20 protein-coding genes and 1 tRNA gene are annotated in these 23,197 nt (G+C 70.8%); 6 read left to right on the top strand and 15 right to left on the bottom strand.

Going from position 1 to position 23,197, the window contains the following annotated elements; translation table 11 throughout:
• Window positions 1-107: 107 nt before the first annotated feature.
• Genes rdgB through murI form a run of 3 tightly spaced genes read right to left on the bottom strand, consistent with a single transcriptional unit; the run spans window position 108 to window position 2,277 of the window.
• The gene (gene rdgB, locus DEJ35_RS08945; protein WP_027464602.1) at window positions 108-701 is read right to left on the bottom strand and encodes an RdgB/HAM1 family non-canonical purine NTP pyrophosphatase; all 594 of its coding nucleotides are present in this window, start codon (window positions 699-701) and stop codon (window positions 108-110) included.
• Complete coding sequence (gene rph / locus DEJ35_RS08940) at window positions 698-1,435, bottom strand: ribonuclease PH (protein WP_027464601.1); 738 nt, start codon at window positions 1,433-1,435, stop codon at window positions 698-700. Before rph ends, rdgB begins: the two co-directional genes overlap by 4 nt.
• Window positions 1,432-2,277: a glutamate racemase gene (gene murI, locus DEJ35_RS08935; protein ID WP_111192611.1), complete on the bottom strand. Its 846-nt coding sequence runs from the start codon at window positions 2,275-2,277 to the stop codon at window positions 1,432-1,434. The genes rph and murI overlap by 4 nt, the downstream gene beginning before the upstream one ends.
• A 115-nt stretch (window positions 2,278-2,392) precedes the next feature.
• Here murI and DEJ35_RS08930 point away from each other — a divergent pair, with 115 nt between their 5' ends.
• Window positions 2,393-3,682, top strand: a complete 1,290-nt coding sequence (locus tag DEJ35_RS08930; protein WP_111192589.1) for a nicotinate phosphoribosyltransferase — start codon at window positions 2,393-2,395, stop codon at window positions 3,680-3,682.
• Window positions 3,683-3,855: 173 nt separating this feature from the next.
• On the opposite strand, the gene DEJ35_RS08925 is transcribed toward DEJ35_RS08930, so the two are convergent.
• The 3 genes from DEJ35_RS08925 to DEJ35_RS08915 all read right to left on the bottom strand — a co-directional run bounded on the left by DEJ35_RS08925 (window position 3,856) and on the right by DEJ35_RS08915 (window position 7,024).
• The gene (locus tag DEJ35_RS08925) at window positions 3,856-4,116 is read right to left on the bottom strand and encodes a DUF3039 domain-containing protein (protein WP_099051947.1); all 261 of its coding nucleotides are present in this window, start codon (window positions 4,114-4,116) and stop codon (window positions 3,856-3,858) included.
• A 107-nt stretch (window positions 4,117-4,223) separates the two neighbouring features.
• The gene (locus DEJ35_RS08920) at window positions 4,224-5,795 is read right to left on the bottom strand and encodes an ABC transporter permease (RefSeq protein WP_110862734.1); all 1,572 of its coding nucleotides are present in this window, start codon (window positions 5,793-5,795) and stop codon (window positions 4,224-4,226) included.
• Window positions 5,771-7,024, bottom strand: a complete 1,254-nt coding sequence (locus DEJ35_RS08915) for an ABC transporter ATP-binding protein (protein ID WP_258378456.1) — start codon at window positions 7,022-7,024, stop codon at window positions 5,771-5,773. The genes DEJ35_RS08920 and DEJ35_RS08915 overlap by 25 nt, the downstream gene beginning before the upstream one ends.
• Before the next feature lie 297 nt (window positions 7,025-7,321).
• Here DEJ35_RS08915 and DEJ35_RS08910 point away from each other — a divergent pair, with 297 nt between their 5' ends.
• From DEJ35_RS08910 to DEJ35_RS08895, 4 genes are all read left to right on the top strand, one after another.
• Complete coding sequence (locus tag DEJ35_RS08910; RefSeq protein WP_110862735.1) at window positions 7,322-8,017, top strand: NTP transferase domain-containing protein; 696 nt, start codon at window positions 7,322-7,324, stop codon at window positions 8,015-8,017.
• A 43-nt stretch (window positions 8,018-8,060) separates the two neighbouring features.
• The gene (locus DEJ35_RS08905) at window positions 8,061-8,885 is read left to right on the top strand and encodes an ABC transporter permease (RefSeq protein WP_258378455.1); all 825 of its coding nucleotides are present in this window, start codon (window positions 8,061-8,063) and stop codon (window positions 8,883-8,885) included.
• On the top strand, window positions 8,885-9,655 hold the full coding sequence (locus DEJ35_RS08900) for an ABC transporter ATP-binding protein (RefSeq protein WP_111124209.1): 771 nt from the start codon (window positions 8,885-8,887) through the stop codon (window positions 9,653-9,655). The genes DEJ35_RS08905 and DEJ35_RS08900 overlap by 1 nt, the downstream gene beginning before the upstream one ends.
• A 116-nt stretch (window positions 9,656-9,771) precedes the next feature.
• A complete protein-coding gene (locus DEJ35_RS08895; protein WP_110860501.1) occupies window positions 9,772-10,074 on the top strand; it encodes a hypothetical protein in 303 nt (100 codons plus the stop codon).
• A 47-nt stretch (window positions 10,075-10,121) separates the two neighbouring features.
• Here the strand turns inward: DEJ35_RS08895 and DEJ35_RS08890 are convergent, their stop codons facing one another.
• From DEJ35_RS08890 to DEJ35_RS17575, 5 genes are all read right to left on the bottom strand, one after another.
• Window positions 10,122-11,354, bottom strand: a complete 1,233-nt coding sequence (locus tag DEJ35_RS08890) for a CDP-glycerol glycerophosphotransferase family protein (protein ID WP_110860503.1) — start codon at window positions 11,352-11,354, stop codon at window positions 10,122-10,124.
• Window positions 11,355-11,396: 42 nt separating this feature from the next.
• Window positions 11,397-12,272, bottom strand: coding sequence for a glycosyltransferase family 2 protein (locus DEJ35_RS08885; RefSeq protein ID WP_110860780.1), 876 nt, complete (start codon window positions 12,270-12,272; stop codon window positions 11,397-11,399).
• Window positions 12,273-12,316: 44 nt separating this feature from the next.
• Window positions 12,317-13,138: a CDP-alcohol phosphatidyltransferase family protein gene (locus DEJ35_RS08880; RefSeq protein WP_110860505.1), complete on the bottom strand. Its 822-nt coding sequence runs from the start codon at window positions 13,136-13,138 to the stop codon at window positions 12,317-12,319.
• A gap of 4 nt (window positions 13,139-13,142) precedes the next feature.
• Window positions 13,143-14,186 (bottom strand): glycosyltransferase family 2 protein, encoded by a 1,044-nt coding sequence (locus DEJ35_RS08875; protein WP_110860507.1) that lies wholly within the window; start codon window positions 14,184-14,186, stop codon window positions 13,143-13,145.
• A 183-nt stretch (window positions 14,187-14,369) separates the two neighbouring features.
• Window positions 14,370-16,310 carry a S1C family serine protease gene (locus DEJ35_RS17575; RefSeq protein ID WP_258376324.1) on the bottom strand — a complete coding sequence of 647 codons (1,941 nt, stop codon included), beginning with the start codon at window positions 16,308-16,310 and terminating at the stop codon, window positions 14,370-14,372.
• 191 nt (window positions 16,311-16,501) lie between these two features.
• Between DEJ35_RS17575 and DEJ35_RS08865 the strand changes: the two genes are divergently transcribed.
• Window positions 16,502-17,710, top strand: coding sequence for an aminotransferase class I/II-fold pyridoxal phosphate-dependent enzyme (locus DEJ35_RS08865; protein WP_111192588.1), 1,209 nt, complete (start codon window positions 16,502-16,504; stop codon window positions 17,708-17,710).
• A gap of 32 nt (window positions 17,711-17,742) precedes the next feature.
• Here the strand turns inward: DEJ35_RS08865 and DEJ35_RS08860 are convergent, their stop codons facing one another.
• From DEJ35_RS08860 to DEJ35_RS08845, 4 genes are all read right to left on the bottom strand, one after another.
• On the bottom strand, window positions 17,743-18,582 hold the full coding sequence (locus DEJ35_RS08860) for a carbon-nitrogen hydrolase family protein (RefSeq protein ID WP_111192587.1): 840 nt from the start codon (window positions 18,580-18,582) through the stop codon (window positions 17,743-17,745).
• Between the two features lie 172 nt (window positions 18,583-18,754).
• Window positions 18,755-18,831: transfer RNA gene (locus DEJ35_RS08855), tRNA-Met, on the bottom strand.
• Between the two features lie 63 nt (window positions 18,832-18,894).
• Window positions 18,895-21,888 carry a UPF0182 family protein gene (locus DEJ35_RS08850; protein ID WP_181435551.1) on the bottom strand — a complete coding sequence of 998 codons (2,994 nt, stop codon included), beginning with the start codon at window positions 21,886-21,888 and terminating at the stop codon, window positions 18,895-18,897.
• Window positions 21,889-22,053: 165 nt separating this feature from the next.
• Entirely contained in the window at window positions 22,054-23,163 is a 1,110-nt protein-coding gene (locus tag DEJ35_RS08845; protein ID WP_111123355.1) for a PDZ domain-containing protein, read from the bottom strand.
• Window positions 23,164-23,197: the final 34 nt, after the last annotated feature.

Genomic DNA, 23,197 nt, shown 5'->3' with positions numbered 1-23,197 from the left:
TGTACCGGCGCTCCCGCGCTCCAGCGCACGACCGAAGTCGCCCCGAACCACGTGATCACGTGGTCCGGGGCGACTCCGGTTGTGCGGAACGGAAAGAGCGCTGGCGCTCAGACGCCGAAGTGCTCCCGAACTATCGGCGCGATCCCCCGGAACGCCTTGCTGCGGTGCGACAGGGCGTTCTTCTCGTCGCGGGTGAGTTCCGCCGACGAGCGGTCGGCGTCGTCCGGTCGGAACACCGGGTCGTAGCCGTGCCCGCCGTCGCCGACGGGCTCGGTCAGCACCTCGCCGTTCCAGACCGCCTCGACCACGTGCTCCTGACCGTCGGGCGTCACGAAGGCTGCTGCGCACACGAACGCGGCGGTCCGCTCGACGACACCCTGCAGGTTCGTGAGCAGCAGCGCGATGTTGTCGGCGTCCGAGCGGGTGCCGGCGTACCGGGCCGAGTGGATGCCCGGTGCGCCCCCGAGGGCGTCGACCGCGATCCCGGAGTCGTCGGCGAGCGCCGGCAGCCCCGTGTGCGCGACGGCGGCACGCGCCTTGATCAGGGCGTTCGCCGCGTAGCTGTCGCCGTCCTCGACCGGCTCGGGGCCGTCGTACCCGACGAGTTCGACACCCTCGCCCAGCGCCGACCCGAGGATCTCGCGCAGTTCGACGACCTTGCCCTGGTTGTGGGTGGCCAGCACCACCTCGCGGGACGTCACGCCAGACCCAGGACCGAACGCTGGATCGCTGCGAGCGACTGGTTGCCGGCCAGGCCGAGGTCGAGCAGGACGTTCAGCTCGTCACGGTCGAACGGCGCGTGCTCGGCGGTGCCCTGCACCTCGATGAACTTGCCCGACCCCGTCGTGACGATGTTCATGTCGGTGTCCGCGGCGGAGTCCTCGGTGTAGGCCAGGTCGAGCATCGGCTCCCCCTTGACGATGCCGACCGAGATCGCCTGCACGCTGTCGGTGAGCGGCGTGGCCTTCTTCGCGATGAAGCCCTTGGCGCGGCCCCACTCGATCGCGTCGGCCATCGCCACGTACGCACCCGTGATCGACGCCGTGCGGGTGCCGCCGTCGGCCTGCAGCACGTCGCAGTCGATGACGAGGGTGTTCTCGCCCAGGGCCTTCGTGTCGACGACCGCGCGGAGCGAACGCCCGATCAGGCGGGAGATCTCGTGCGTGCGACCGCCGACCTTGCCCTTGATGGACTCGCGCTGCATGCGCTCGTTGGTCGACCGCGGCAGCATCGAGTACTCGGCGGTGACCCACCCGGTGCCCTTGCCGGCGAGCCAGCGGGGCACGCCGTTGGTGAACGACGCGGTGCAGAGCACCTTGGTGTTGCCGAAGGAGATGAGCGCGCTGCCCTCGGCCTGCGTGCTCCACCCCCGCTCGATGGTGACGGGACGGTGGTCGGTGGCGGTGCGGCCGTCGACGCGGAGGTTGTCGGTCATGGGGTCCTTTCGGTGCGGGGCAGCGTGATGGCCCCCGTCTGGAGGTGGCCGACGCTCGAGACCTCGGGGCCGAGGAAGCGCCGGGCGAGCCGGATGAAGCCGTTCTTGTCGTCGCCCGTCGCCTCGAACGAGTACGTCGGGGCGGTGGTCGCGGTGCGCTCGAGCCCGTGCTCCACGAGCCGGCGGTAGACGTCGTTCGCGGTCTCCTCGGCGCTGGAGACGAGCGTGACCTCCGGACCCATGACGAACTGGATCGCGGCGGACATGAGCGGGTAGTGGGTGCAGCCGAGCACGAGGGTGTCGACGTCGGCGGCACGGATCGGGTCGAGGTACCCGGCCGCGATCGCGCGCAGCGACGGCGACGAGGTGTCCCCCGCCTCGACGAACTCGACGAACCGGGGGCACGCGGCGGTGGTCAGCGTGACGTCGGCGGCGACCGCGAAGGCGTCCTCGTAGGCGCGCGACGCGATGGTGCCGACGGTGCCGATGACCCCGATGCGGCCCGTGCGGGTCTGCTTGACGGCGGCGCGGGCCGCGGGCTGGATGACCTCGACCACGGGGATGCCGTACGCCTGCTCGTACCGTTCGCGGGCGTCGCGGAGCACGGCGGACGAGGCGGTGTTGCACCCGATCACCAGGGCCTTCACGCCCTGCTCGACCAGGTCGTCCATGACCTCGAGCGCGTAGCGGCGGACGTCGGCGATGGGCTTCGGGCCGTAGGGCGAGTGCACGGTGTCGCCGACGTACCGGATGCTCTCGCGCGGGAGCTGGTCGATGATGGCGCGGGCCACGGTGAGGCCGCCGACCCCGCTGTCGAAGACTCCGATCGGTGCATCCGTCACGGCACCAGCGTACCGACGCTCGCCGACGAGCCCGGACGCGACCACGCGCGCCACGCTTGCCGGGCGCCCGAGGTGATCCGGGCCTCCCGAGGGTCACGTCACTAGTGTCGGAGACGTGACCAGCGCGCTCCTCACCGACCAGTACGAGCTCACCATGGTGGACGCCGCCCTGAAGGACGGCACCGCCGACCGCCGATGCGTCTTCGAGGTGTTCGCTCGGCGGCTGCCGGACGGCCGCCGCTACGGTGTCGCGGCCGGACTCGGTCGCTTCCTCACCGCCCTCGGCGAGTTCCGCTTCGGCGACGAGGAGATCGGGTTCCTGCGCGACCGCGGCGTCATCGACGCCGGCACCGCCTCGTGGCTCGCCGACTACCGGTTCAGCGGCGACGTCCGCGCCTACCGGGAGGGCGAGGTCTACTTCCCGAACTCGCCCATCCTGCAGATCGAGGGCACCTTCGCCGAGGCCGTCGTGCTCGAGACCCTCGCCCTGAGCATCTTCAACGCGGACTCCGCGATCGCCTCGGCCGCCGCCCGCATGGTGTCCGCCGCCGACGGCCGCCCGCTCGCCGAGATGGGCTCCCGCCGCACCGGTGAGTGGAACGCGGTCGCCGCTGCCCGTGCCGCGTACGTCGCCGGCTTCGGTGCGACGAGCAACCTCGAGGCCGGCCGCACCTGGGGCATCCCCACGATGGGCACCGCCGCGCACGCCTTTACGCTGCTGCACGACTCCGAGGAGCAGGCGTTCCGGTCGCAGCTCGACGCGCTCGGCAGCGGCACGACCCTGCTCGTCGACACCTACGACATCGAGGCCGCGGTCGAGACGGCCGTCCGGCTCACCGACGGCAAGCTCGGCGGCGTCCGGATCGACAGCGGCGACCTGCCGTCCGTCGTCGCCGCGGTGCGCGCCCAGCTCGACCGCCTCGGCGCGACGGGCACGAAGATCACGGTGACGAACGACCTCGACGAGTACACGATCGCCGCGCTCCGAGCTGCCCCGGTCGACTCGTACGGCGTCGGCACCTCGGTCGTCTCCGGCTCGGGGCACCCCGCCGCCGGCATGGTGTTCAAGCTCGTCGCGCACCGGGACGCCGACGGCGGCGAATGGGTCCCCGTCGCCAAGAAGTCGGCCGACAAGGCGTCGATCGGCGGCCGGAAGGAGGCGGGCCGACGACTCCGCAACGGCGTCGCGACCGCCGAGATCGTGCTCACGGGTGCGCAGGTCGGCCCGGACGAGCGGCCGCTGCTGGTCCCCGTCGTCACCGGCGGCGAGGTCGACCCGGCGTTCCTCGGCACGCAGGGCGTCGAGGCCGCACGCGCGCACCACAAGCGCGCGAAGGCGGAGCTGCCGGCCGACGCGTCGCGCATCGGCCGCGGCGACCCCGCCATCCCCACCCTGGTGATCTAGGGCACGCGCGCACGTGCGTCGCGTCGCGTCGCCGCTTCGTGAGCAGCGATGGTCGGGTGTCCGAGGGCGACCCGACCTCTTCTGCTCACGACGTCCGGCCAGCTGACGCAGACGACGGACGGGAGGCCCGTGGCGGCGTCGCCACGGGCCTCCTGTCCGTCTGCTGGTCGCGTCTACTCGGCCTTCATCTTCTCGTAGATGGCCTTGCAGTCCGGGCAGACCGGGAACTTCTCCGGGTCGCGACCCGGGATCCACTTCTTGCCGCACAGGGCCTTGACCGGCTTGCCGGACAGGGCCGACTGCAGGATCTTGTCCTTCTTCACGTAGTGCGAGAACCGCTCGTGGTCACCGGGTTCGATCGCTTCGTCTTCGAGGAGCTTCTCGAGCTCCCGGTCCATCACGTCGAGGCCGCCGCCTGGTTCCGTCATGCTCATGGGTCCAGGGTACGACGGTCCGCCCTCGGGTGCGCCGCTCGTTCGTTGCGCTGTGCCGTCAGTTGCGCTTCGCCGCTCGCTGCGGTGCGGTGCGGTGCGGTGCGCCCCTAGTTGCGCTGGGCCGCGGCGAGCAGGTCCGGGCCACGGCGGTCGAACAGGCGTCCACCCGCGGACACACCGATGACGAGCACGACGGCACCGATCCCGACGCCCACCAGGAGCGTCAGCACCGACCAGGGCTCCGGTCCCTGCACGGCGGTGAGCACCGCGAGGCAGACAGCGGGGACCGTGCAGAGCACGATGCCGATCACCATGGTCGCCTGCGCGACCGTGGCGGTCACGCCGGCGGCCTGCGGCTGCTGGAAGGGGTGGTCGCCCGGGCGCACCGTCGGGTAGGGCATGAGCACGGACACGACGCTCGACAACCCGAGCCCGGACAGCAGCGCACTCGCACTGACGCCGATGAGCAGCGGGAAGGCAGCCCGGTCACCGAACAGCCACGCGGACAGCGCGGCCCCGGCGACGATCGCGGGCGCCCCCGCGACCAGCACGGGCACGACCCGACCGAGCCGGTCACTCCACCCGGGTGCACCGGAGGCGACGTGCAGCCACACGGCGGTGTTGTCGTACGAGACGTCGTTGTGCGGCAGGAACCCGGCGATCAGGGCCATCAGCGGCAGCGGCACGAGGGCGGTCCACTGCCACGGCACCCCGGCGACACCGAGCGGGATGACGACGATCGGCACGAGCAGGATGATCAGGTACGACGTGCGGTACCGCGGGTCGCGGACCCAGTAGGTGAGCGCCCGGGCGGCGACGGCCGACACCGGGGCCGAACCGAACCGGTCGAACCAGCCCAGGCCCTGGTAGCGGCGGGTGCGGGCGCGGTCGTCGACGGTCTCGAGCGCAAGGCTGACGAGTGCCCACCACGCCCAGGCGAGGAGCGCGACGACGGCGACCGCGACGAGGAGCTTCACGACACCGGTGCCGACGTGGCCGCTCGCGACCTCGGCGGGCACGGCCCACGCGGCACCCCACGGGGTCCAGCCGGCGACGTCCGCGACGCGCTGCATCTCGGCGCCCTGCGGGTCGAGCCAGTCGACCCGCAGCAGCAGCGCCACCGTCGGGATCGAGAGCGCGATGATGACGAGGGCCACCAGCCACCCGGCGTCGCGGGAGCGGTCCGGCCCGATCAGCCGGGAGCCGACGGTGCAGCAGACGCGGATCAGGAGCGCGCAGGTCGCGACGCCGAGCACCCCGCCGAGCACTGCGAGCAGGCCGAGACCGGGATTGCGCGCCCAGGCGACGACCTGGCCGACGGCGACGATGACGACGCCGATCACCGGGATGCCGACGAGTCCGGCGACGACGAGCCCGATCGCCAGGCGACGGCGCTCGATGCCGAACACCGCGAAGCGCCGCGGGTCGAGCTGGTCGCTCCGGCCGACGACGAGCGGCACGACCGTGAACCCGAAGGTGATCAGGGTGCCGACGGGCACGATGACCGCGCGTGCGACGTCCGGGTCGGCGTCACCGAGGGCGATGGTCTGCGACGCGACGAACACGGCGGCGAGGAGTCCGACGAGGCTGGCGAGCACGACGGCGACGGACCGGCGGGCGGTGCCGCGGACCTCGCCCGCGAGCAGGTCCGCCCTCAGCCGGAGAAGCTGTGCAACCATTCCATGCTCTCCGCGACGACACGACCGCCGGCGAGTTCGACGAACTTGTCCTCGAGGCTCTTGCGCCCGCGGACCTGGGCCATGGTGCCGGACGCCAGGACCCTGCCGCCGACGATGATGGCGACCGAGTCGCAGGTGCGCTGCACGAGCTCCATCGAGTGGCTCGACAGCACGACCGTGCCGCCGCCCCGGGTGTACCGGCGCAGGATGTCCGTGATCGTCGCCGCGCTCACCGGGTCGACCGACTCGAACGGCTCGTCGAGCACGAGCACGCGCGGCGAGTGGATCAGGGTCGCGGCCAGGGCGATCTTCTTCGCCATGCCGACGGAGTAGTCGGCGACCTGGCGGCCGAGCGCCTCGCCCAACCCGAAGGCCTCGGCGAGGTCGGCGCTGCGCTTCCGTGCGGTGGCACCGTCGAGGCCGCGGAGCGTGGCCGAGTAGTAGAGGAGCTGCGCACCGGTCAGCCGGTCGAACAGACGGAGCCGGTCCGGCAGGACGCCGAGACTGCGCTTCGCCGCCGTCGGGTCGGCCCAGACGTCGTGGTCGAGCACGGTCACCGAGCCGGCGTCGGGGCGCAGCAGTCCGGTGATCATCGACAGGGTCGTCGTCTTGCCGGCGCCGTTCGGGCCGACCACGCCGAAGATCGAGCCCTGCCGGATCTCGAGGTCGACCTCGTCGACGGCCAGGGTCTGCCCGTACCGCTTGACCAGGCCACTCGCTGCGAGCACGACGGGCTGGAGCGTCTGCGGCTGCTTCGGTGCGGCGGAGCGGGGCGCACGCTTCTTGGTCGCGGGCGGGGCGGCGGCGGTCGCCCGGCCGGCGTCGTCCGTCGCGTCGTCCGCGTCGGTCGGGACGGGAGGCTCGGCGCCGGTCCGCGGGGCGGCCTTCGTCGGGCGCTTGGTGCGTCCCTTGCCGTTGCGCGCCTTCGCGGGGCGCGGCGCTGCGGCCGTCGTCGCGTCGTCGGTGCGGTCGTCCGTCGTCGCGTCGGAGCGGGCATCCGTCGTCGCATCCGTACGGGTGTCCGTCGCGTCCGTGCGGGCGTCCGTCGTGGCGTCGGTCATGGCGTCATCAGTGGCGGCGTCGTCCGCATCGGTGTCCCCCGTGTCGTCGTCGGCTGCGTCGTCCTCAGCAGCCGCGGCGGTGTCCGCGTCGTCGGCGTCCCCCGCCTCGGTCATCCAGGCAGCGTCGGCCGTGGCGTACACGTCCTCGTTCTCTGCTCGCGCTGGCATCGACCCACCGTACCAACGCTCTCCGACCATCGGGAACCGTCGCGGCCAGGGTCACGAATTGAGTACGAAGCGCGCAGACCCGTACCCCGCGAGGGGGTGTTTCCGTATCATTCACCAGGGCACGAAGGAGTGTTCACCACTTGGAAACCTGCTCCAGCAGGCGATCCCGGCGGCCTCTTCGCAGCGACGACCCCGTCGACACGAACGGTTCTCGGGCAACTCGGACGTTGGAAGCGCAGACTCGACGAGGCCCGCCCGTACCCCAGGGTGCGCGGGCGGACACCAGAAGGGACCAGCATGACCACGCAGATCGTGATCCTCGCAGCGGGGATGGGCAGCCGTCTCGGCCGCAGCCTGCCGAAGCCGCTCACGGAGCTCAGTGACGGCCGCACCATCATGCAGCAGCAGTTCGACAACATCCGCGCCGCGTTCGGTTCGAGCGCCCGTGTGACGATCGTCGTCGGCTACAAGTCGGAGCACATCGTCGAGGCGTTCCCCGACGCGAACTTCGTCTACAACGAGTCGTACGACTCCACCAACACCTCGAAGAGCCTGCTGCGCGCCCTCAAGGCCACCGGCAAGAGCGGTGTGCTCTGGATGAACGGCGACGTGGTCTTCGACCCGATGGCGCTCGTCCGTGCTGCCGACATGATCGACGAGGGCCGTTCCTTCGTCAGCGTCAACACCGACAAGGTCTCCGACGAAGAGGTCAAGTACACCGTCGACGCCGAGGGCTTCATCCACAAGCTCTCCAAGCAGGTCGTCGGGGGTCTCGGCGAAGCCGTCGGGATCAACTACGTCTCCGCCGCCGACAAGCAGGCCCTCATCCGGCAGCTCGGTCGCGTCGACGACCAGGAGTACTTCGAGGGCGGCATCGAGGCTGCCATCGCCGAGGACGGACTACGCTGGACGCCGATCGACATCTCCGACCTGTACGCGGTCGAGATCGACTTCGCCGAGGACCTCGAGCGCGCGAACAACCTGTTCGCCTGAACCACCGTCAGGATCCCTCGGCGGTTCCGCCGGAAGGGAAACCGTGACCACAGCGAGTGCGCCGACCGCGCCCGTGGCTCCCGCACCCGCGAAGGCCCGGAGCGCCGGTCGGCGCTATCGTCAGGCCCTCTGGCTGCTGACCGTCCGCGACCTCCGCGTCCGCTACTCGACGTCGGCGCTCGGCTACCTGTGGTCGATCCTCGACCCGCTCGTGATGTCGGGGATCTACTGGTTCGTCTTCACGCAGGTCTTCCACCGCGGCTCGGTCGGTGAAGATCCGTACATCGTGTTCCTGCTGTCCGCGCTGCTGCCGTGGATGTGGTTCACCGGTGGCGTCTCGGACTCCACCCGGGCGTTCATCAAGGAATCGAAGCTCATCCGCTCGACCACCATCCCCCGCACGATCTGGGTGGCGCGGATCGACGCGTCGAAGGGCATCGAGTTCCTGCTGAGCCTGCCGGTCCTGGCCGCCTTCGCCATCGCGACGGGTGCGCACCTGCACTGGCAGGTCGTGTTCTTCCCGCTGGCGATCGTGCTGCAGTGCGCGCTGGTCTACGGCCTGGGGCTCATCGTCGCCCCGCTCGTGGTCTTCTTCCGTGACCTCGAGCGCGCCACCAAGCTCGTGCTTCGGTTCCTGTTCTACGCGTCCCCGATCATCTACGGCACGCACGCGCTGCCGCCCGCCCTGCGGGACATCGCCGCGATCAACCCGCTCACCGGCATCTTCGGCATGTACCGTGCGGCGTTCTTCCCCGGCCAGCTCGATTGGCTCGAGATCGGCGCCTCGGTGGTCGTGACCGGCATCGTCCTGGTGATCGGCTTCGCGGTGTTCCGCCGCAGCGAGCACCGTGTGCTGAAGGAGCTGTGATGACCGCGACCGACCAGACCCGACGCACCGAGACCGTCTCCCCGGTCATCTCGGTGCGCGACGCCGGCATCTGCTTCAAGCGCAACCGTCGCGCGAGCCGGAACTTCAAGGACCTGTTCGCCGGACGCGGGCGTCGCAAGCGTGCCGATGAGTTCTGGGCGCTCCGCAACGTGTCGTTCGACGTCCGCCCGGGCGAGGCGATCGGCGTCGTGGGGCGGAACGGCCAGGGCAAGTCGACCCTGCTGAAGCTCGTGGCCCAGGTCATGCTGCCCGACGAGGGCCGCGTCGACGTGGGTGCCGGAGTCGCCCCGCTCATCGAGATCACGGGTGGTTTCGTCGGTGACCTCACCGTGCGCGACAACGTGTACCTGACGGCGGGCCTGCACGGCATGTCGCGGGCCGAGATCCGCGACGCCTTCGACGAGATCATCGACTTCGCCGAGATCGCCGACTTCGTGGACACCCCTTACAAGCACCTGTCGAGCGGCATGAAGGTCCGCATCGCGTTCGCCGTGATCTCGCGGCTCGACGAGCCGGTCATCCTGGTCGACGAGGTGCTGGCGGTGGGCGACAAGGCCTTCCGCGAGAAGTGCTACAAGCGGATCGAGCAGCTCCTGGCCGGCGGCCGGACGCTGTTCTTCGTCTCCCACAGCGACAAGGACCTCCGCCGCTTCTGCGACCGGGGGCTCTACCTCGACAAGGGTCGTCTGCAGCTCGACGGCACCATCGAGGCCGCGCTGGCCCGGTACGCGGCCGACTACGGCTCCTGACCGGCCGAGGTACTCCCCCTGCACCAACACGGGTGCCACTGGCTCCCTCCACAGCCCCGGCCCTCGTGGGCGCCCCCGGGGTCCCGCCGTCGGACCCTCCCCCTAGCGTTCCCCCCATGCACCACCCACCAACCGCGTACGCCGTCCCGTTCGCCGTCGACCGATCGCACGCACCGCGTCGGTACGACCTCGTCAACACCGGCCCCGAGCCGGTCGACGGGCTCTCCCTCACCCACCTGGGCAACGGCTACTGCCCGCCGCTCGCGGTGCGCCGCCTCGACCCGGGTCGATCGTTGTCCCTGGCGGTCTTCGGCGCCGACCCCGAGGACACGGGGGTCGTCATCGTCCGGTGGCGTCGACCCGACCGGTCCGAGTACCTCTGGCGGATGTCACTCGTCGGGCCGGGGATGCAGCCGTGACGCCGCACCGGCCTCCGGCACGGAGCACCCGGGGTGACGAGCGCCCGTCAGCGCCCGTCGCGTTCGGCGGCGACGGTCCGCCACCGCTCCAGCAGCCACTCCACGGCTGCGTGGAACCGTTCCGTGGCGGCGCCCGGCGTCGTGTCGCCGAAGTACCGGGCGACCCAGTGCTGCAGGCGCGCGAGCTCCTCGGCGTCGCTCGCGGCCGCGTCGACACGGGCGAGCACCGACGGGGCGTCGGCCGCGGTCAGCCAGTTCGCGGCGCTCAGGTAGCCCCGCTCGTCGACGTCGGCCTCGGGCGACACCGGCCGCGTGACGATGAGCGGCTTGCCCACCGCCAGCCGGTCGTAGATCATCGCGCTGATGTCGGTGATCGCCACGTCCGCGTCCGCCAGCTGCCAGCCGAGGTCACCGCCGTCGTCGTACAGGTGGTGCGCAGCCGGGTCGGCGGCGTTGGCCGTGCTGATCGCCGCGACGATCCGCTCGTGCGCCGCGCGGTAGGCGGGGTCGAGCACACCGCTGCGCGGGTGGGGGCGGTACACCAGACGGTGGCGGGGCGATGCGAGCACCTGCTCGGCGATGACCGTGCCGTGCGACGCGATCGACCCGTACGCCGCGGCACCGCGGTCGCCCTCCCACGTCGGGGCGTAGAGCACGACGGTCCGGTCGTCGTCGGGGTACGGGGCCGCTCCGGCGAAGTGGTCGGCCTGCGGGCGTCCGATCGCGATGGTCCGGACGTCCAGGTCGTAGTCCCACAGCGCCTCGGCCAGACGGTCACGTGCGGCGTCCCCCGCGATCAGGGCGTAGTCGTACGCCTTGAACTGGTTCGTCGTCATGTACATCTTGTCGCTCTCGCCGTGGTTGACGAAGACGTGCCACATCCGCCCGTACCGCATCATCTGGAAGTTGCGGGCGTTCTGGTTGACGTACAGCACCACCTTCGGCGCCTGTGTGTCGACGAAGTGTTCGAGGTCGACCACCTGCCGGGCGTAGACCGCGGGCACGGGCGACTCGTCGAGCAGGGTCAGCATGGTGCCCGGGCTCCGCGAGATGATCGCCACCGGGTGCGTCTTCGCGAGTTCGGCCAGCGGCGCGTACCACTGGCGCACCTGGTACATGTTGACCGGACCGTCGGCGAAGTACACGGCGATCTCGACCGAACCGGGCGCCGGCTTCGGCGCGGACGGCAGTCGCTGTGCGAGCTGCCGTCGGCTCCGGCGGGACGTCAGGAGTCGGTCGACGAGCCGCAGCGCGGTTCGCAGGTCGCTGATGATCGACATGGTCCTTCTCCGGGTCTGCTCTGGTGGGACGAGGCGTGCGGGTCAGACGACCGGCGGCCGCCCTGCGATGGTCATCCGTGCGACTGTGAGCCAGCCCATCGGGCGGACCGGACCGCAGTCGGTCGTCCATCCTTCACGGATCCCACCGAACCAGGTGGCCAGTCGGCGGGGGTGACGCCACCAACGCGCGATCTGGATCGCGGCCCACGACCCCACGTACACCGGGCGCAGCACCGGGGGCAGGTTGCGCCGAGCCAGCCACACCCGGTTCCGGGCGTTCAACCGGTAGTACTCGGTGTGCCGCGCCGGGTCGATCGCGGGGTGGTGCGCGACGAGGTCGCCGGCGTACCAGGTCCGACGGCCGGCGTCCCACACGCGCCAGGCGAGCTCGATGCCCTCGTGGGCGTAGAAGTACTCGGCCCCCCAGCCGCCGACGGCCCGGTAGACGTCCATCGGCAGCACGACGGCGCCTTCCCAGACCGAGAAGACCGGCGACGAGTGGTCCGGCTCGCCCTTCCGGATCCGCGGCACCCATCGGCGGGGGTTCGCGGCACCCGTGGGGTCGACGACCCGGGGCTGCACGAGGCCGAGCGACGGATCGTGCTCGAACATCGCGATCGCGTCGCGCAGGAACGTCGGCGACGGCACCGACGCATCATCGTCGAGGAAGAACACGTAGTCGCCGTCGACGACCTCGGCCCCGGCGTTCCGACCGGCCGGGATCCCGATGTTCTCGGGCAGGGCCAGGGCTCGCACGCCGTCCGGCAGGCCCGTGGGTTCCCAGCCGTTGCCGACGCAGGCGACGTCGAGCTCGACGTCCTGCTGGGCGAGCACGCTGTCCAGACCGCGGCGCAGGTCGTCCGGCCGGGTGCCCTGCGACAGGCTCACCACGGCGACGCGTGGTCGTCCGTGGTGCACCACCGCGTGACGGCGCAGGGTTCCGGGCACGGTCGTGTCGTCGGTCACGCCTTGACTCGCTTCGAGGCGATGATCGCCAGGAAGTGCCCGATCGTCGCGAGCACGGCGAGCGGCAACAGCGCACCGACCAGGATCCGGCTGGCGAGCGGGTCGCCGATCACCAGGGCGAGCAGGGCGAAGACGAACGCGAGCATGCTCAGCTCGACCGAGTGGTACAGGCGGTGGAACGGCAGGAACCGTGCCACGCGGCGGAGCGAGGCGAGCTTCCGACCGGACGGGGCGGTGGAGGCATCCCGCCGGTCGACCAGCTTGTCGAGCCCGGCGTTCGCGCGGGCCACGTGCACCATGTCGTTCAGGGCCTTGTTCAGCACGATGACCAGGCCGAGCGCGCACCCGATCGTGGTCCACATCCAGTCGGCGCCGTGGATCGGCCAGGTGGCTGCGCGGACGCCGAGCGCGACCGGGATCAGCCCCTCGGTCGTGTAGTGCCCCACCTTGTCCAGGAACACCCCGGCGGGCGACTTGGTGCCGCGCCACCGGGCGACCTCGCCGTCGGAGCAGTCGACGAGCATCTGCAGCTGGCCGAGGACCAGCGCCAGCGCGGCGCCCCAGATGCCGGGGATGAGCAGGGCGGCGGCGACGCTCCAGCCGACCAGGATCATCAGGCCGGTGACCTGGTTCGCGCTGACGCGGGTCTTCAGGAGCACCCACGTCAGGTACGGCGAGACGTCGCGCAGGTACAGCGAGGCCGTCCAGTGCTCGGCGTTGGCGCGCGCACGGACCTCGTCCGGCTGGGCGACGGCCCGGAGTTCGGCGATCGAGGTCGGCCGTGCGGATCCGCGGCCGGTCGTGGGGTGGTCGGTCATTCGGTCACCGTCCCGTGTGGGTGGTCAGCTCGGACGTGCGGGTCAGGAACCCGATGATGAACCCGAGCCCCCAGCCCACGTGGATGCAGGGCAGCACGACGAGCAGCCAGAGGAGCGTCGGCAGCCCGGAGCGGCGCGCCACCGCGATCGACCCCAGGACGACGAAGAGCAGGTAGACGACGGGCACCACGAACCCGAGCAGCGCCCAGGCGAGCGGGGTGCCGAGCGCGGCGCCGACGATGCCGACGAGTCCGGCGACGATGCCCAGCGCCATCGCCGCGACCATCGCCGGCGGCACGAAGTAGCGCAGGCCGTTGTTCGCCGGGAACCGACGCGCGAGCTCACCGCGCCAGAGCCCCGTGGCGACGAACTGCCGCACCAGGCGCTTCAGGCTCGGTCGCGGGCGGTAGGTGACGACGAGTTCCGGCGTGAACCAGACGGTCCCACCGGTCTGGCGCAGCCGCCGGTTGAGTTCCCAGTCCTGGCCGCGCTTGATGCCCTCGTCGAAGAGTCCGACGTCGAACAGCCGCTCGCGTCGGAACACGCCGAGGTAGGCGGTCTCGGCCGGGCCGGCGGTGCCGCCCACGTGGTGCGGCGTGCCGCCGAGGCCGACACGGCTGCCGTAGGCCAGGGCAACGGCACGCTCGAAGGGGGTCCGGCCCTCGGCGCGCATGATGCCGCCGACGTTGTCCGCCCCGGATTCCAGGAGCGTGCGCACCGCGATGCGCGTGTAGTCGGTGGGCAGGACCGAGTGCGCGTCGACGCGGATGACGACGGGGTGCACGGACGCACGGATCGCGACGTTCAGCCCGGCGGGCGTCGAGCCGACGGGGTTGTCGATCGCGCGGATCCGGGGGTCGGCAGCGCTCATCTCGGCGACGAGTTCGTTCGTGCCGTCGATCGACGGCCCGAGCGCGAGGATGACCTCGAACGGGCCCGTGTAGTCCTGGTCGAGCAGACTGCCGACGGCGGCCCGGACCTCGGTGACCTCGTTCAGCACGGGCATCACGTACGAGACGCCCGGCAGGGGCTGTCCGTCTGACTGCATGCGTACCTCGGGGTGCTGGCTGGCGGCACGGGACGCACCGGGGCGGTGCCGCCCCGCAGAGCGACCATGAGCCTATCAAGAGGCCGAACCGCCCACCTGCGACGGCGCGGGACGCGCCCCCGGGACGGACTGGAGGCCCGGCGCACGTCGTGCCCCGGGCCTCCTGTCCGTCCTGTGGTGGCGTCAGCCCTTGCTGTCGTACGTTCCGAGCTTCACGTCGGCCTGACGGGTCTGGCCGTCGCGCAGGTAGCTGATCGTCGTGGACGCGCCGCCCGCGAAGTAGCGCACCTGCGCGGTGAGGTCGGTGGCGTCGGAGACCGTCGCCGAACCGATCTTCGTGACGACGTCACCCTTCTGCAGACCGGCCTTCGCCGCGGCTCCGCCGGACGAGACCGACTTGATGAGCGCGCCCATCTGGGTGGCGTTGGCGTCCTCGGAGGCATCGCCGACGGTCGCGCCGAGCAGCCCGTGCGTGGCCGACCCCTTCTCCTTGATCTCGTTCGCGACCCGCTTCACCAGGTTCGACGGGATCGAGAAGCCGACGCCGATGCTGCCGGCGGCCGACTCGGACGACGAGGAGCTGCCGGCGGACGCGATCGCCACGTTGATGCCGATGAGCTTGCCGTCGGAGTCGAGCAGCGCACCGCCGGAGTTGCCGGGGTTGATCGATGCGTCGGTCTGGATGACCGGGAGCGACACGGTGGTGTTCGCGGACGAGCTGCTGCCGTTGTCCCCGTTGCCCCAGAAGTCGAAGGGACCCGAGCCGCCGTTGCCGCCCTCGTTCGAGTCGCCACCCTCGCTGGGGGCGCTCGAGGTGACCTGGATGCTGCGGTTCAGGGTCGAGACGATGCCGTCGGTGACGGTGTTCGACAGGCCCAGCGGCGCACCGATCGCGACCGCGGTGTCCCCGACGTTGAGCTTGGACGAGTCCGCGAACTCCATCGGCTTGAGGTCGGTCGCATCGATCTTGATGACCGCGAGGTCGACCGTCGGGTCGGTGCCGATGAGCTTGCCCGCGTAGATCTTGCCGTTCGAGGTCGTCACCGTGATCCGGCCGTTCGAGCTGTCGCCGTCGAGGGTGACCACGTGGGTGTTCGTGACGATGTAGCCGTCCTTGCTCATCACGACACCGGAACCGGTGCCGGCCTCGTTGCTCGCCGACACGTTGATGGTGACGACGGACGGGGTCGCCTGTGCCGCGACCGCGGTGACGACGGTGGCGGAGTCGTAGTCGTTGACGGTCAGGTTGCCGCCCTGCGACGAACCTGAGGACACCACGCTGCCACCGTCGTTCGCCGCCGACGATGCGAGCCATCCAGCACCGCCACCCACGAGCCCGGCCACGACGAGACCGGCGATGATCGGCAGGAGCAGCCTGTTGCGGCCCGAGCGCTCCTTGGTCGTCGTGGTCGCCGCGGCACCCGAGGCGTCGTCGCTGAAGTAGTGCCCGTTGCGCTGGTTCGCGCCGTCGACGTCGCCGAAGGCGCTCGTGGCGGACTGCGGGGCCTGCGCGGATGCGTTCGCGTACTCGGAGGACGAGCTCGGAGCGGACGAGGACGTCGGCTGGGCGTACTCGCCGTAGCGGGGGCGTTCGGCGCCCGGCTGGCCGTACTGGGACTGCTGGCCGTACGGGTTCTGGGACTGCTGGCCGTACGGGTTCTGGGCCTGCGGCGCCTGCTGGCCGTACTGCGACTGCTGGCCGTACGGGTTCTGGCTCGGCTGGGACTGTTGGCCGTACTGCGACTGCTGGCCGTACGGGTTCTGACTCTGCTGGGACTGCTGGCCGTACGGGTTCTGACTCTGCTGGGACTGCTGGCCGTACGGCGACGTCTGCTGGCCGTAGCCGCCCTGCTGCACGCCCGAGGACTCGCCGGAGACGGCGGGGTACGGCGCGGTGTAGCGGTCGGTCGGGTGGTCCGTCGACGACGGGATCACATCCGTGTGGTCCGGGGTCGTCTCGTCGTTCTGGTTCGGGCGAGGGGTCTCGTCCGGCTGGTCGGAGTCGTTCGGCATCGACGTGTTCCCTCTCGTGGCCGCTGCTGCGGCGTCCTCACTGGCGGCAGGCGGAGCCGCATCGTCCGGACGGCGGTCGTCGCCCTGCCCGTCGGGCGTGGTGTCGGTCATGCTGGACGTGCTCCTTTCAAGCTCGTGCAGTCTGTCGCAAGCACCTGAGCGGTCCTTCTGGCGAGGCTGCGAGCCACCCCTGGCGATCTTATGCGTGCGCTGCACACGGCGACCCGGTCCGCCGCGGGACGGACAGCTAGGTTGGGGTCCGTTCAGCGCGACACGTCGTCGCCCGCACGGGAGGGAACCACATGCGCCAGGCAGGACCGTGGCTGCGAGCCGCCGACGGAGCGATGCTGCTCGGAGCCGACGGGGTCCCCGCACCGACGGTGTTCGCCGAGATGAGCGCCCTCGCCGCCAGCACCGGCGCGGTCAACCTGGGGCAGGGGTTCCCCGACGAGGACGGGCCGGCCGAGGTGCTCGAGGCCGCCGTGCAGGCGATCCGCGACGGCGTGAACCAGTACCCGCCAGGCCGCGGCACCCCCGACCTGCGGGCGGCGGTCGCCGAGCACCAGCAACGGTGGTACGGGCTCGACGTCGACCCCGACCGCGAGGTCCTCGTCACCGCCGGCGCCACCGAGGGGTTGGCCGCGACGATCCTCGCGCTGGTCGAACCCGGCGACGAGGTGATCACCTTCGAGCCGTTCTACGACGCCTACGGGGCGCTCATCCGGCTGGCCGGCGGCGTGCACGTCACGGTCCAGCTCACCGCGCCCGACTTCCTGCCCGACGAGCGAACGCTCCGTGCCGCCTTCACCGACCGAACCCGCGCCGTGCTCGTGAACACCCCGCACAACCCGACGGGCCGGGTCCTGCCCACCGAGGTCCTGCAGGCGATCGTCGACCTGGCCACCGAGCGCGACGCGGTGATCATCACGGACGAGGTCTACGAGCACCTGACGTTCGACGTCCCGCACACGCCCATCGCGACCCTGCCGGGTGCCGCGGAGCGGACGGTGTCGGTGTCGAGCGCCGGCAAGACCTTCAACACCACCGGGTGGAAGGTCGGCTGGCTCACCGCTCCCCCGGCGCTCGTCGACGCGATCACGACGGTCAAGCAGTACCTGACGTTCGTGAACGGCGCGCCCTTCCAACCGGCCGTCGCCGTGGGACTCCGCCTGCCCGACGCGGTGTTCACCGGCATCGCCGCCGACCTGCGCGCGAAGCACGAGCTGCTCGCGAACGGGCTGACGGCAGCGGGCTTCGACGTGATGCGACCCGACGGCGGGTACTTCGTGCTCGCCGACGCCGCGCCGCTCGGGTACGACGACGCCCGCGCGTTCTGCCTCGAACTCCCGGCGCTGGCCGGAGTCGCCGGCGTGCCCGTCTCGGCGTTCGTCCGACCGGACCGTGTCGCCGGCTACCGGTCCCTGGTGCGCTTCGCGTTCTGCAAGCGCCGGAGTGTCCTGGAGGACGCCGCCGCGCGCCTGGCGACCCTCGGAGCGCGTCCCCGCGCCTGAGACGCGACCGCATCGGGGACGCGACGGACGCGTCAGCGCTGCCCCGGGCCTCCAGGCGGGGTGCGCAGTGCGACGTCGTACCGCCGCAACGACAACGACGGGTTCAGCCGACGGACGGCGTCCGTGACGGTGGTGTCGATCGTGGCTGTGAGCGTGCCCGGCGAGGCACCCGCCGAGGCGACCGCGACGCCGGACGGGTCGAGGACGACCGAGCCGCCGATCCCGACGGGCGGCGTCTGGCCGACCCCGACGACCCAGACGGTGTTCTCGATCGCGCGGGCGGTGAGGAGCGTGCGCCAGTGGTGCTCCTTGCCGGGCCCGCGCACCCACTCCGCGGGGAGGACGACGACGTCGGCCGCGCCGGTCTCAGGAGCGGCGAGGCGCCGGGTGACCTCGGGGAAGCGCAGGTCGTAGCAGGTCTCGAGCCCGATGCGGACTCCGCCGAGCTCGAAGACCGGCAGCTGCTCCGGGTCGCCGGACTCGATGCGGTCCGACTCCCGCGAGCCGAAGGCGTCGTAGAGGTGGACCTTCCGGTACGTCGCCGCCACGTCGCCCGACGGGAGCACTGCGACCAGGGTGTTCCGGAAGCGCTCCGGCGTGTCCGCCGACTCGGCGACCCCGACGACCAGGGCGATGCCGGACACGCGGGCGACGTCGCGGAGGCCCGAGACGAACGGACCGTCCAGGGGCTGCGCCGCGGCGACGAACCGATCGTCGATGTCGGCGGTGAAGTACGAGGTGTACTCCGGCGTGACGAGGAGGTCCGCGCCCCGGGCCGCCGCGTCGACGGCGGCGGTGCGCACGGTGTCGAGGTTGGCGACGGGGTCGTCCACGGGGGCGAACTGCGCCGCCGCGATCGTGAGGGTGGCCATGCGGTGAGCGTACCCGGGGGTCCGTGGCGGGCGGGCCTGCGTTCGGTCGTCCTGCGGCCGGTCGTCCTGCGGCCGGACGTCCTGCGACCGGACGTCCTGCGACCGGTCGTCCTGCGGCCGGGGGCACGAAGAAGGCCCCGGTCCTGATGGACCGGGGCCTTCATGTGACGCTTGGTTGCGGGGGCAGGATTTGAACCTACGACCTCTGGGTTATGAGCCCAGCGAGCTACCGAACTGCTCCACCCCGCGGCACGTTTAGAATCCTACACGGGGCCGTGGCGGGACACAAATCGAGTGCCCCGCCACGGTGTGTCAGTTGCCGTTCTCGGCTGCCGTGGCGGCCTCGATCGCGTCCTGGAGGCGCTGGTCGGCTTCCGCCGCAGCGACCAGGTCGTTGTCGGCGTAGGCCTCCTGGCGGTCCTGCAGAGCTGCCTTGGCGTCGGCCAGGGCCGCCTGCAGGGCGTCGTTGTCGGCCGAGCCGGAACCCGTCGAGCCGGTCGAGCCGGAGCCCGTGTCGGAGTCGGAACCCGTGTCCGAGCCAGACCCGCTGTCGGAACCGGAACCGGAACCGGAACCGCTGTCGCTCTCGCCGCTGCCGTCGCCGCTCGCGCCGGAATCGCCGGCGGCCGCACCGGAGTCGCCGCCGAACAGCGAGTTCAGGGCCTCGTCGAGGGTGTCCTCGAACGCGATCTTGTCCCCGAAGGCCACGAGGACCTTCTGCAGCAGCGGGTACGAACCACTCGAGGTCGACTGGACGTAGACGGGCTGCACGTAGAGGAACCCGCCGCCGACCGGGAGCGTGAGCAGGTTGCCCTGCTTCACGGTCGAGTTGCCCCGCTTCAGGATGTTCAGCTCCTGCGACACGGTCGAGTCACCGTTGAAGAGGCTCTGCACCTGTCCGGGGCCCGGGATGTTGTCGGTCTTCGGCATCGTCAACAGCGTGAGTTTGCCGTAGCCCGACGCCTTCTCGCCCTTGCCGGCACCACCCGCGTCGGAGTTCACCGCAAGGTAGCCGGTCAGCACGTTGCGGTTGTTCGCCCCGGCCGACTGCTGCGGGATGTAGGTCGTGTACAGCGAGTACGCGGTCCCCTGGCCCGGCACCTTCATCGTCAGGTAGTACGGGTCCTGCAGGTTCGCCCTGTTGGCCGTCGTCGTCGTCTGCGCACCGAGCGCGTTCGTCGACGTCGCCGCGGTGTCGGCGTCGCTGTCCGACGTCGCCGTGCTCGTCGGTTCCTGCGGGGTGTTCCACGCGTCGTCACCCGAGTAGAACGAGTTGGCGTTGGTCACGTGGTACGTGCCGAGGATCGAGCGCTGCACCTTGAACAGGTCGGTGGGGTACCGCACGTGGTCGAGGAGCTCGGCGCTCATGCTCGAAACCGGCTTCATCGACGTCGGGAAGATCTTCTGCCACGTCTTCAGGACCGGGTCCTTCGTGTCCCACGTGTACAGCGTCACCTTGCCCGTGTACGCGTCGACCGTGGCCTTCACCGAGTTCCGGATGTAGTTCACCTGGTCGGTACGGTACGTCGAGGACTCGGCGCCGGCGATGCTGTCCGACAGGCTCTGGCTCTGCGAGTACGGGTACGCGTCGCTCGTGGTGTAGCCGTCCACCACCCACTGGATGCGGTGGTCGACGATCGCCGGGTACGCGTCGCTGTCGACGGTCAGGTACGGCGCGGCCTTCTGCACGCGGGTGATCGGGTCGCGGTCGTAGAGGATCTGCGAGTCCTTGTTCACCGCGTTCGAGAGCAGGATCTGCTCCGACTGGAACTTCGCGGCGTAGACGAGCCGGTTGAAGAAGTTGCCGAGGCTCGGACCGCCGTCGCCGGCGTACGTGGTGGTCGCGTTGCCACCGTTGTCGTCGTCGGAGCCGGACGGGTAGTCGAGCTCGACGTCCTTCGTGCCCTTCGGTGCACCCACGATCGAGTAGGGCGGCGAGGTCTCACCGAAGTACACGCGCTGCTGGAAGTCGCCCAGGGCACCGTTCGACGGGATTCCGGACTCGAGGAACACCGGCTTGCCGTCGCTCGCGCGCTGGTTGCCGTAGGCCGCGGTGACGCCGTAGCCGTGGGTGTAGACGAACGCCCGGTTGTACTGCGTGTTCGCGGCCGAGCTGAGCCCGGCGAGGTCGATGTCGCGGACCGCGATCACGGTGTCCTCGGTCTCGCCCTTGACGTCGTAGCGGTCGACGTCCAGCTCCTTCGGGAACTGGTAGTACTGCCGGTACTGCTGCAGCTGGCTGAACGTGTCGGAGACGATCTTCGGGTCGATGAGACGGATGTTGGCCGTGGTCTGCGCGTCCTTCGCGAGCGCACCCGAGCTCGTCTCGGTCGTGGCGTCGTAGTTCTGCTCCTCGACGCCGGCGACGCCGTAGGCGTCACGCGTGGCCTTGATGTTCCGCTCGATGTAGGCGGACTCGAAGGTGCGCTCCGAGGGCTTCACCTGCAGTCGCTGGACGACCCACGGGTAGATGCCGCCGACGACGATCGCGGCGACGAGCAGCAGGCCCGTGCCGACGATCGAGATGCGCCAGCGGCCGATGACCGCCGTGACGATGAAGAGCAACGCGACGATCGCCGCGATGCCGGCCATGATCTCGCGGCCCGGGATCACCGCGTTGACGTCGGTGTACTGGGCACCGGTGATGAGCGAGTTCGACTTCGTCAGGGCCGCGTACTGGTCGAGCCAGAGGCTGACGGCCTGCAGCGCGATGTAGAGCGCCGCCGTGACCGCGAGCTGGATGCGCGCGGCGCGGGAGATCCGGACCTCACGACCACCGAAGCGGAGCGCGCCGTAGAGGTAGCTCGCCGCGAGTGCGGCGAGACCGGCGATGAGGACGACGGCCGACGAGTACGCCACGATCGAGCGCCAGAACGGCAGCTCGAACACGTAGAACCCGATGTCCAGTCCGAACTGCGGGTCGGTCTTGCCGAACGGCGTGCGGTTGAAGTACTCGAGGACCATGCTCCAGCGCCCCGCCGTCGAGAGCCCGGCGAAGATGCCGAGGACCACGGGGATGCCGATCATCACGGCGCGCCGCAGGGGCTCGATGACCTGCTGGTAGCGGTCGAGCTGCGAGTTGAGCTTCGCGTAGACCGGCCGGAACCGGAACGCGAGCGCGATGCTCACGAAGACCGGGACCGCCATGCCGAGGAAGCCCGCCAGGAACATCAGGGTCCCGGCGATCCACCGGGTCGTGAGGACCTGCTGGAACCCGAGCTGCGCGAACCACGCGTAGTCGGTGTACAGGCTGGCGAAGATGAAGAAGGCGATCACCAGTGCGGCCAGCACGATGATCGTGACCACGATCGGGACCCGCGGCGAACGCCGCCCCGAGGTGGACGAGGTTGTCGTCACTTGATGTGCTCCAGACGTGTCGGACCGGCGGGCCCGGCTCGCGGCGGGCCGTCAGTGACACTGATCCTATGGGACCGGACCGGACGTGAAGCTGTACGGGGGCTCAGGACCGGGTCAGGAACCGCAGCGGGCGAGCTTCGCGGTACTCGTGCCGTCGGCGATCGTCTGCAGGTCGGTGACGGCCTGGTCGAGCGTGGAGACGCTGTAGACGTCGAGTCCGTCCGGCACGTGCCCGACGACCTCGTCGCAGTTGTCCGCGGGGGCGAGGAACACCGTGGCACCCGCGTCCGCGGCCCCGTAGAGCTTCTGCCGGATCCCGCCGATGGGGCCGACCTCGCCGTCTGCCGTGATCGTGCCGGTGCCGGCGACGTGCTTGCCGCCGTTGAGCTCGCCCGGCGTGATCTCGTCGATGATCCCGAGCGCGAACATCATGCCGGCCGACGGACCGCCGACGTCCTGCAGTCGGATCGACACCTTGAAGGGGAACTCGTAGCGCTCGGTGACGCCGACCCCGAGCAGCGCCGTGCCCTGCTCGCTGCGCGGTGTCACACGGATGTCCTTGGTCGCGCCGTCCCGTTCGACGGTGACGGTCGCGGGGCGCGAGGTGCCGTGCTTCGCGACGAGCTCCCGGAGGCTCGAGGCATCGGCGTTGGTCGTGAGCGACTCGCCGTCGAACGCCGTGATGACGTCGCCCTCCTCGATCACGCCGTCGGCCGCCGAGCCTTCCTGCACCGTGCCGACCTCGAGCTCCGTGGGCAGGTCGTTGCCCTGCTGGATGAGCGCCGCCGCGACGGCCGACTGCTGCGACGCCTGCATGTCGGCGGAGTCCCGCTCGTTCACCTGCTCGGTCGTGGTGCCGCTCGGGTAGATCGCCTCGACCGGGATGACCGCCTGTGACCTGGTGAAGATCGCGCGGATCACGCTGGTCCAGGACGGACGGTTCGTGGCGTCGCCCTGGATGCCGACCGTGAGCATGTCGAGGGCACCGGCCGTCGGGTACGTCTCGTGGCCGGACACCTGGATGAGCTTGACGTCCTTCGCGTCCTTGCCCGTCCCCTGCTTCTGCGTGCCGATGGTGTTGTAGACCGGCCCGGGGACCTCGATGAGGTACGGGCTGGGCAGCAGGCTCGCCAACAGGCCCAGTACGACCGCGCCGATCAGGAACGCCCACCCGATGGTCCGGGCACGCGAGCGACGACGGGGCGCGGGGGCGAAGAGGGTCACGCGGGGTCCTTCCGAGGTGGGCACCCGCGCCTGG

This window comes from Curtobacterium sp. MCPF17_051, from assembly GCF_003234595.1.
GTDB lineage: Bacteria > Actinomycetota > Actinomycetes > Actinomycetales > Microbacteriaceae > Curtobacterium > Curtobacterium flaccumfaciens.
Note: the sequence above shows the minus strand (reverse complement) of the source record. Positions and strands in the feature narration are given on the sequence as shown.

What these genes read in the sequence shown, in the direction of transcription:
- rph (WP_027464601.1), bottom strand. Translation starts at nt 1,435, where the DNA reads ATGACCGACAACCTCCGCGTCGACGGCCGCACCGCCACCGACCACCGT.
- DEJ35_RS08925 (WP_099051947.1), bottom strand. Translation starts at nt 4,116, where the DNA reads ATGAGCATGACGGAACCAGGCGGCGGCCTCGACGTGATGGACCGGGAG.
- DEJ35_RS08920 (WP_110862734.1), bottom strand. Translation starts at nt 5,795, where the DNA reads ATGGTTGCACAGCTTCTCCGGCTGAGGGCGGACCTGCTCGCGGGCGAG.
- DEJ35_RS08915 (WP_258378456.1), bottom strand. Translation starts at nt 7,024, where the DNA reads ATGCCAGCGCGAGCAGAGAACGAGGACGTGTACGCCACGGCCGACGCT.
- DEJ35_RS08910 (WP_110862735.1), top strand. Translation starts at nt 7,322, where the DNA reads ATGACCACGCAGATCGTGATCCTCGCAGCGGGGATGGGCAGCCGTCTC.
- DEJ35_RS08900 (WP_111124209.1), top strand. Translation starts at nt 8,885, where the DNA reads ATGACCGCGACCGACCAGACCCGACGCACCGAGACCGTCTCCCCGGTC.
- DEJ35_RS08895 (WP_110860501.1), top strand. Translation starts at nt 9,772, where the DNA reads ATGCACCACCCACCAACCGCGTACGCCGTCCCGTTCGCCGTCGACCGA.
- DEJ35_RS08890 (WP_110860503.1), bottom strand. Translation starts at nt 11,354, where the DNA reads ATGTCGATCATCAGCGACCTGCGAACCGCGCTGCGGCTCGTCGACCGA.
- DEJ35_RS08880 (WP_110860505.1), bottom strand. Translation starts at nt 13,138, where the DNA reads ATGACCGACCACCCCACGACCGGCCGCGGATCCGCACGGCCGACCTCG.
- DEJ35_RS08875 (WP_110860507.1), bottom strand. Translation starts at nt 14,186, where the DNA reads ATGCAGTCAGACGGACAGCCCCTGCCGGGCGTCTCGTACGTGATGCCC.
- DEJ35_RS17575 (WP_258376324.1), bottom strand. Translation starts at nt 16,310, where the DNA reads ATGACCGACACCACGCCCGACGGGCAGGGCGACGACCGCCGTCCGGAC.
- DEJ35_RS08865 (WP_111192588.1), top strand. Translation starts at nt 16,502, where the DNA reads ATGCGCCAGGCAGGACCGTGGCTGCGAGCCGCCGACGGAGCGATGCTG.
- DEJ35_RS08860 (WP_111192587.1), bottom strand. Translation starts at nt 18,582, where the DNA reads ATGGCCACCCTCACGATCGCGGCGGCGCAGTTCGCCCCCGTGGACGAC.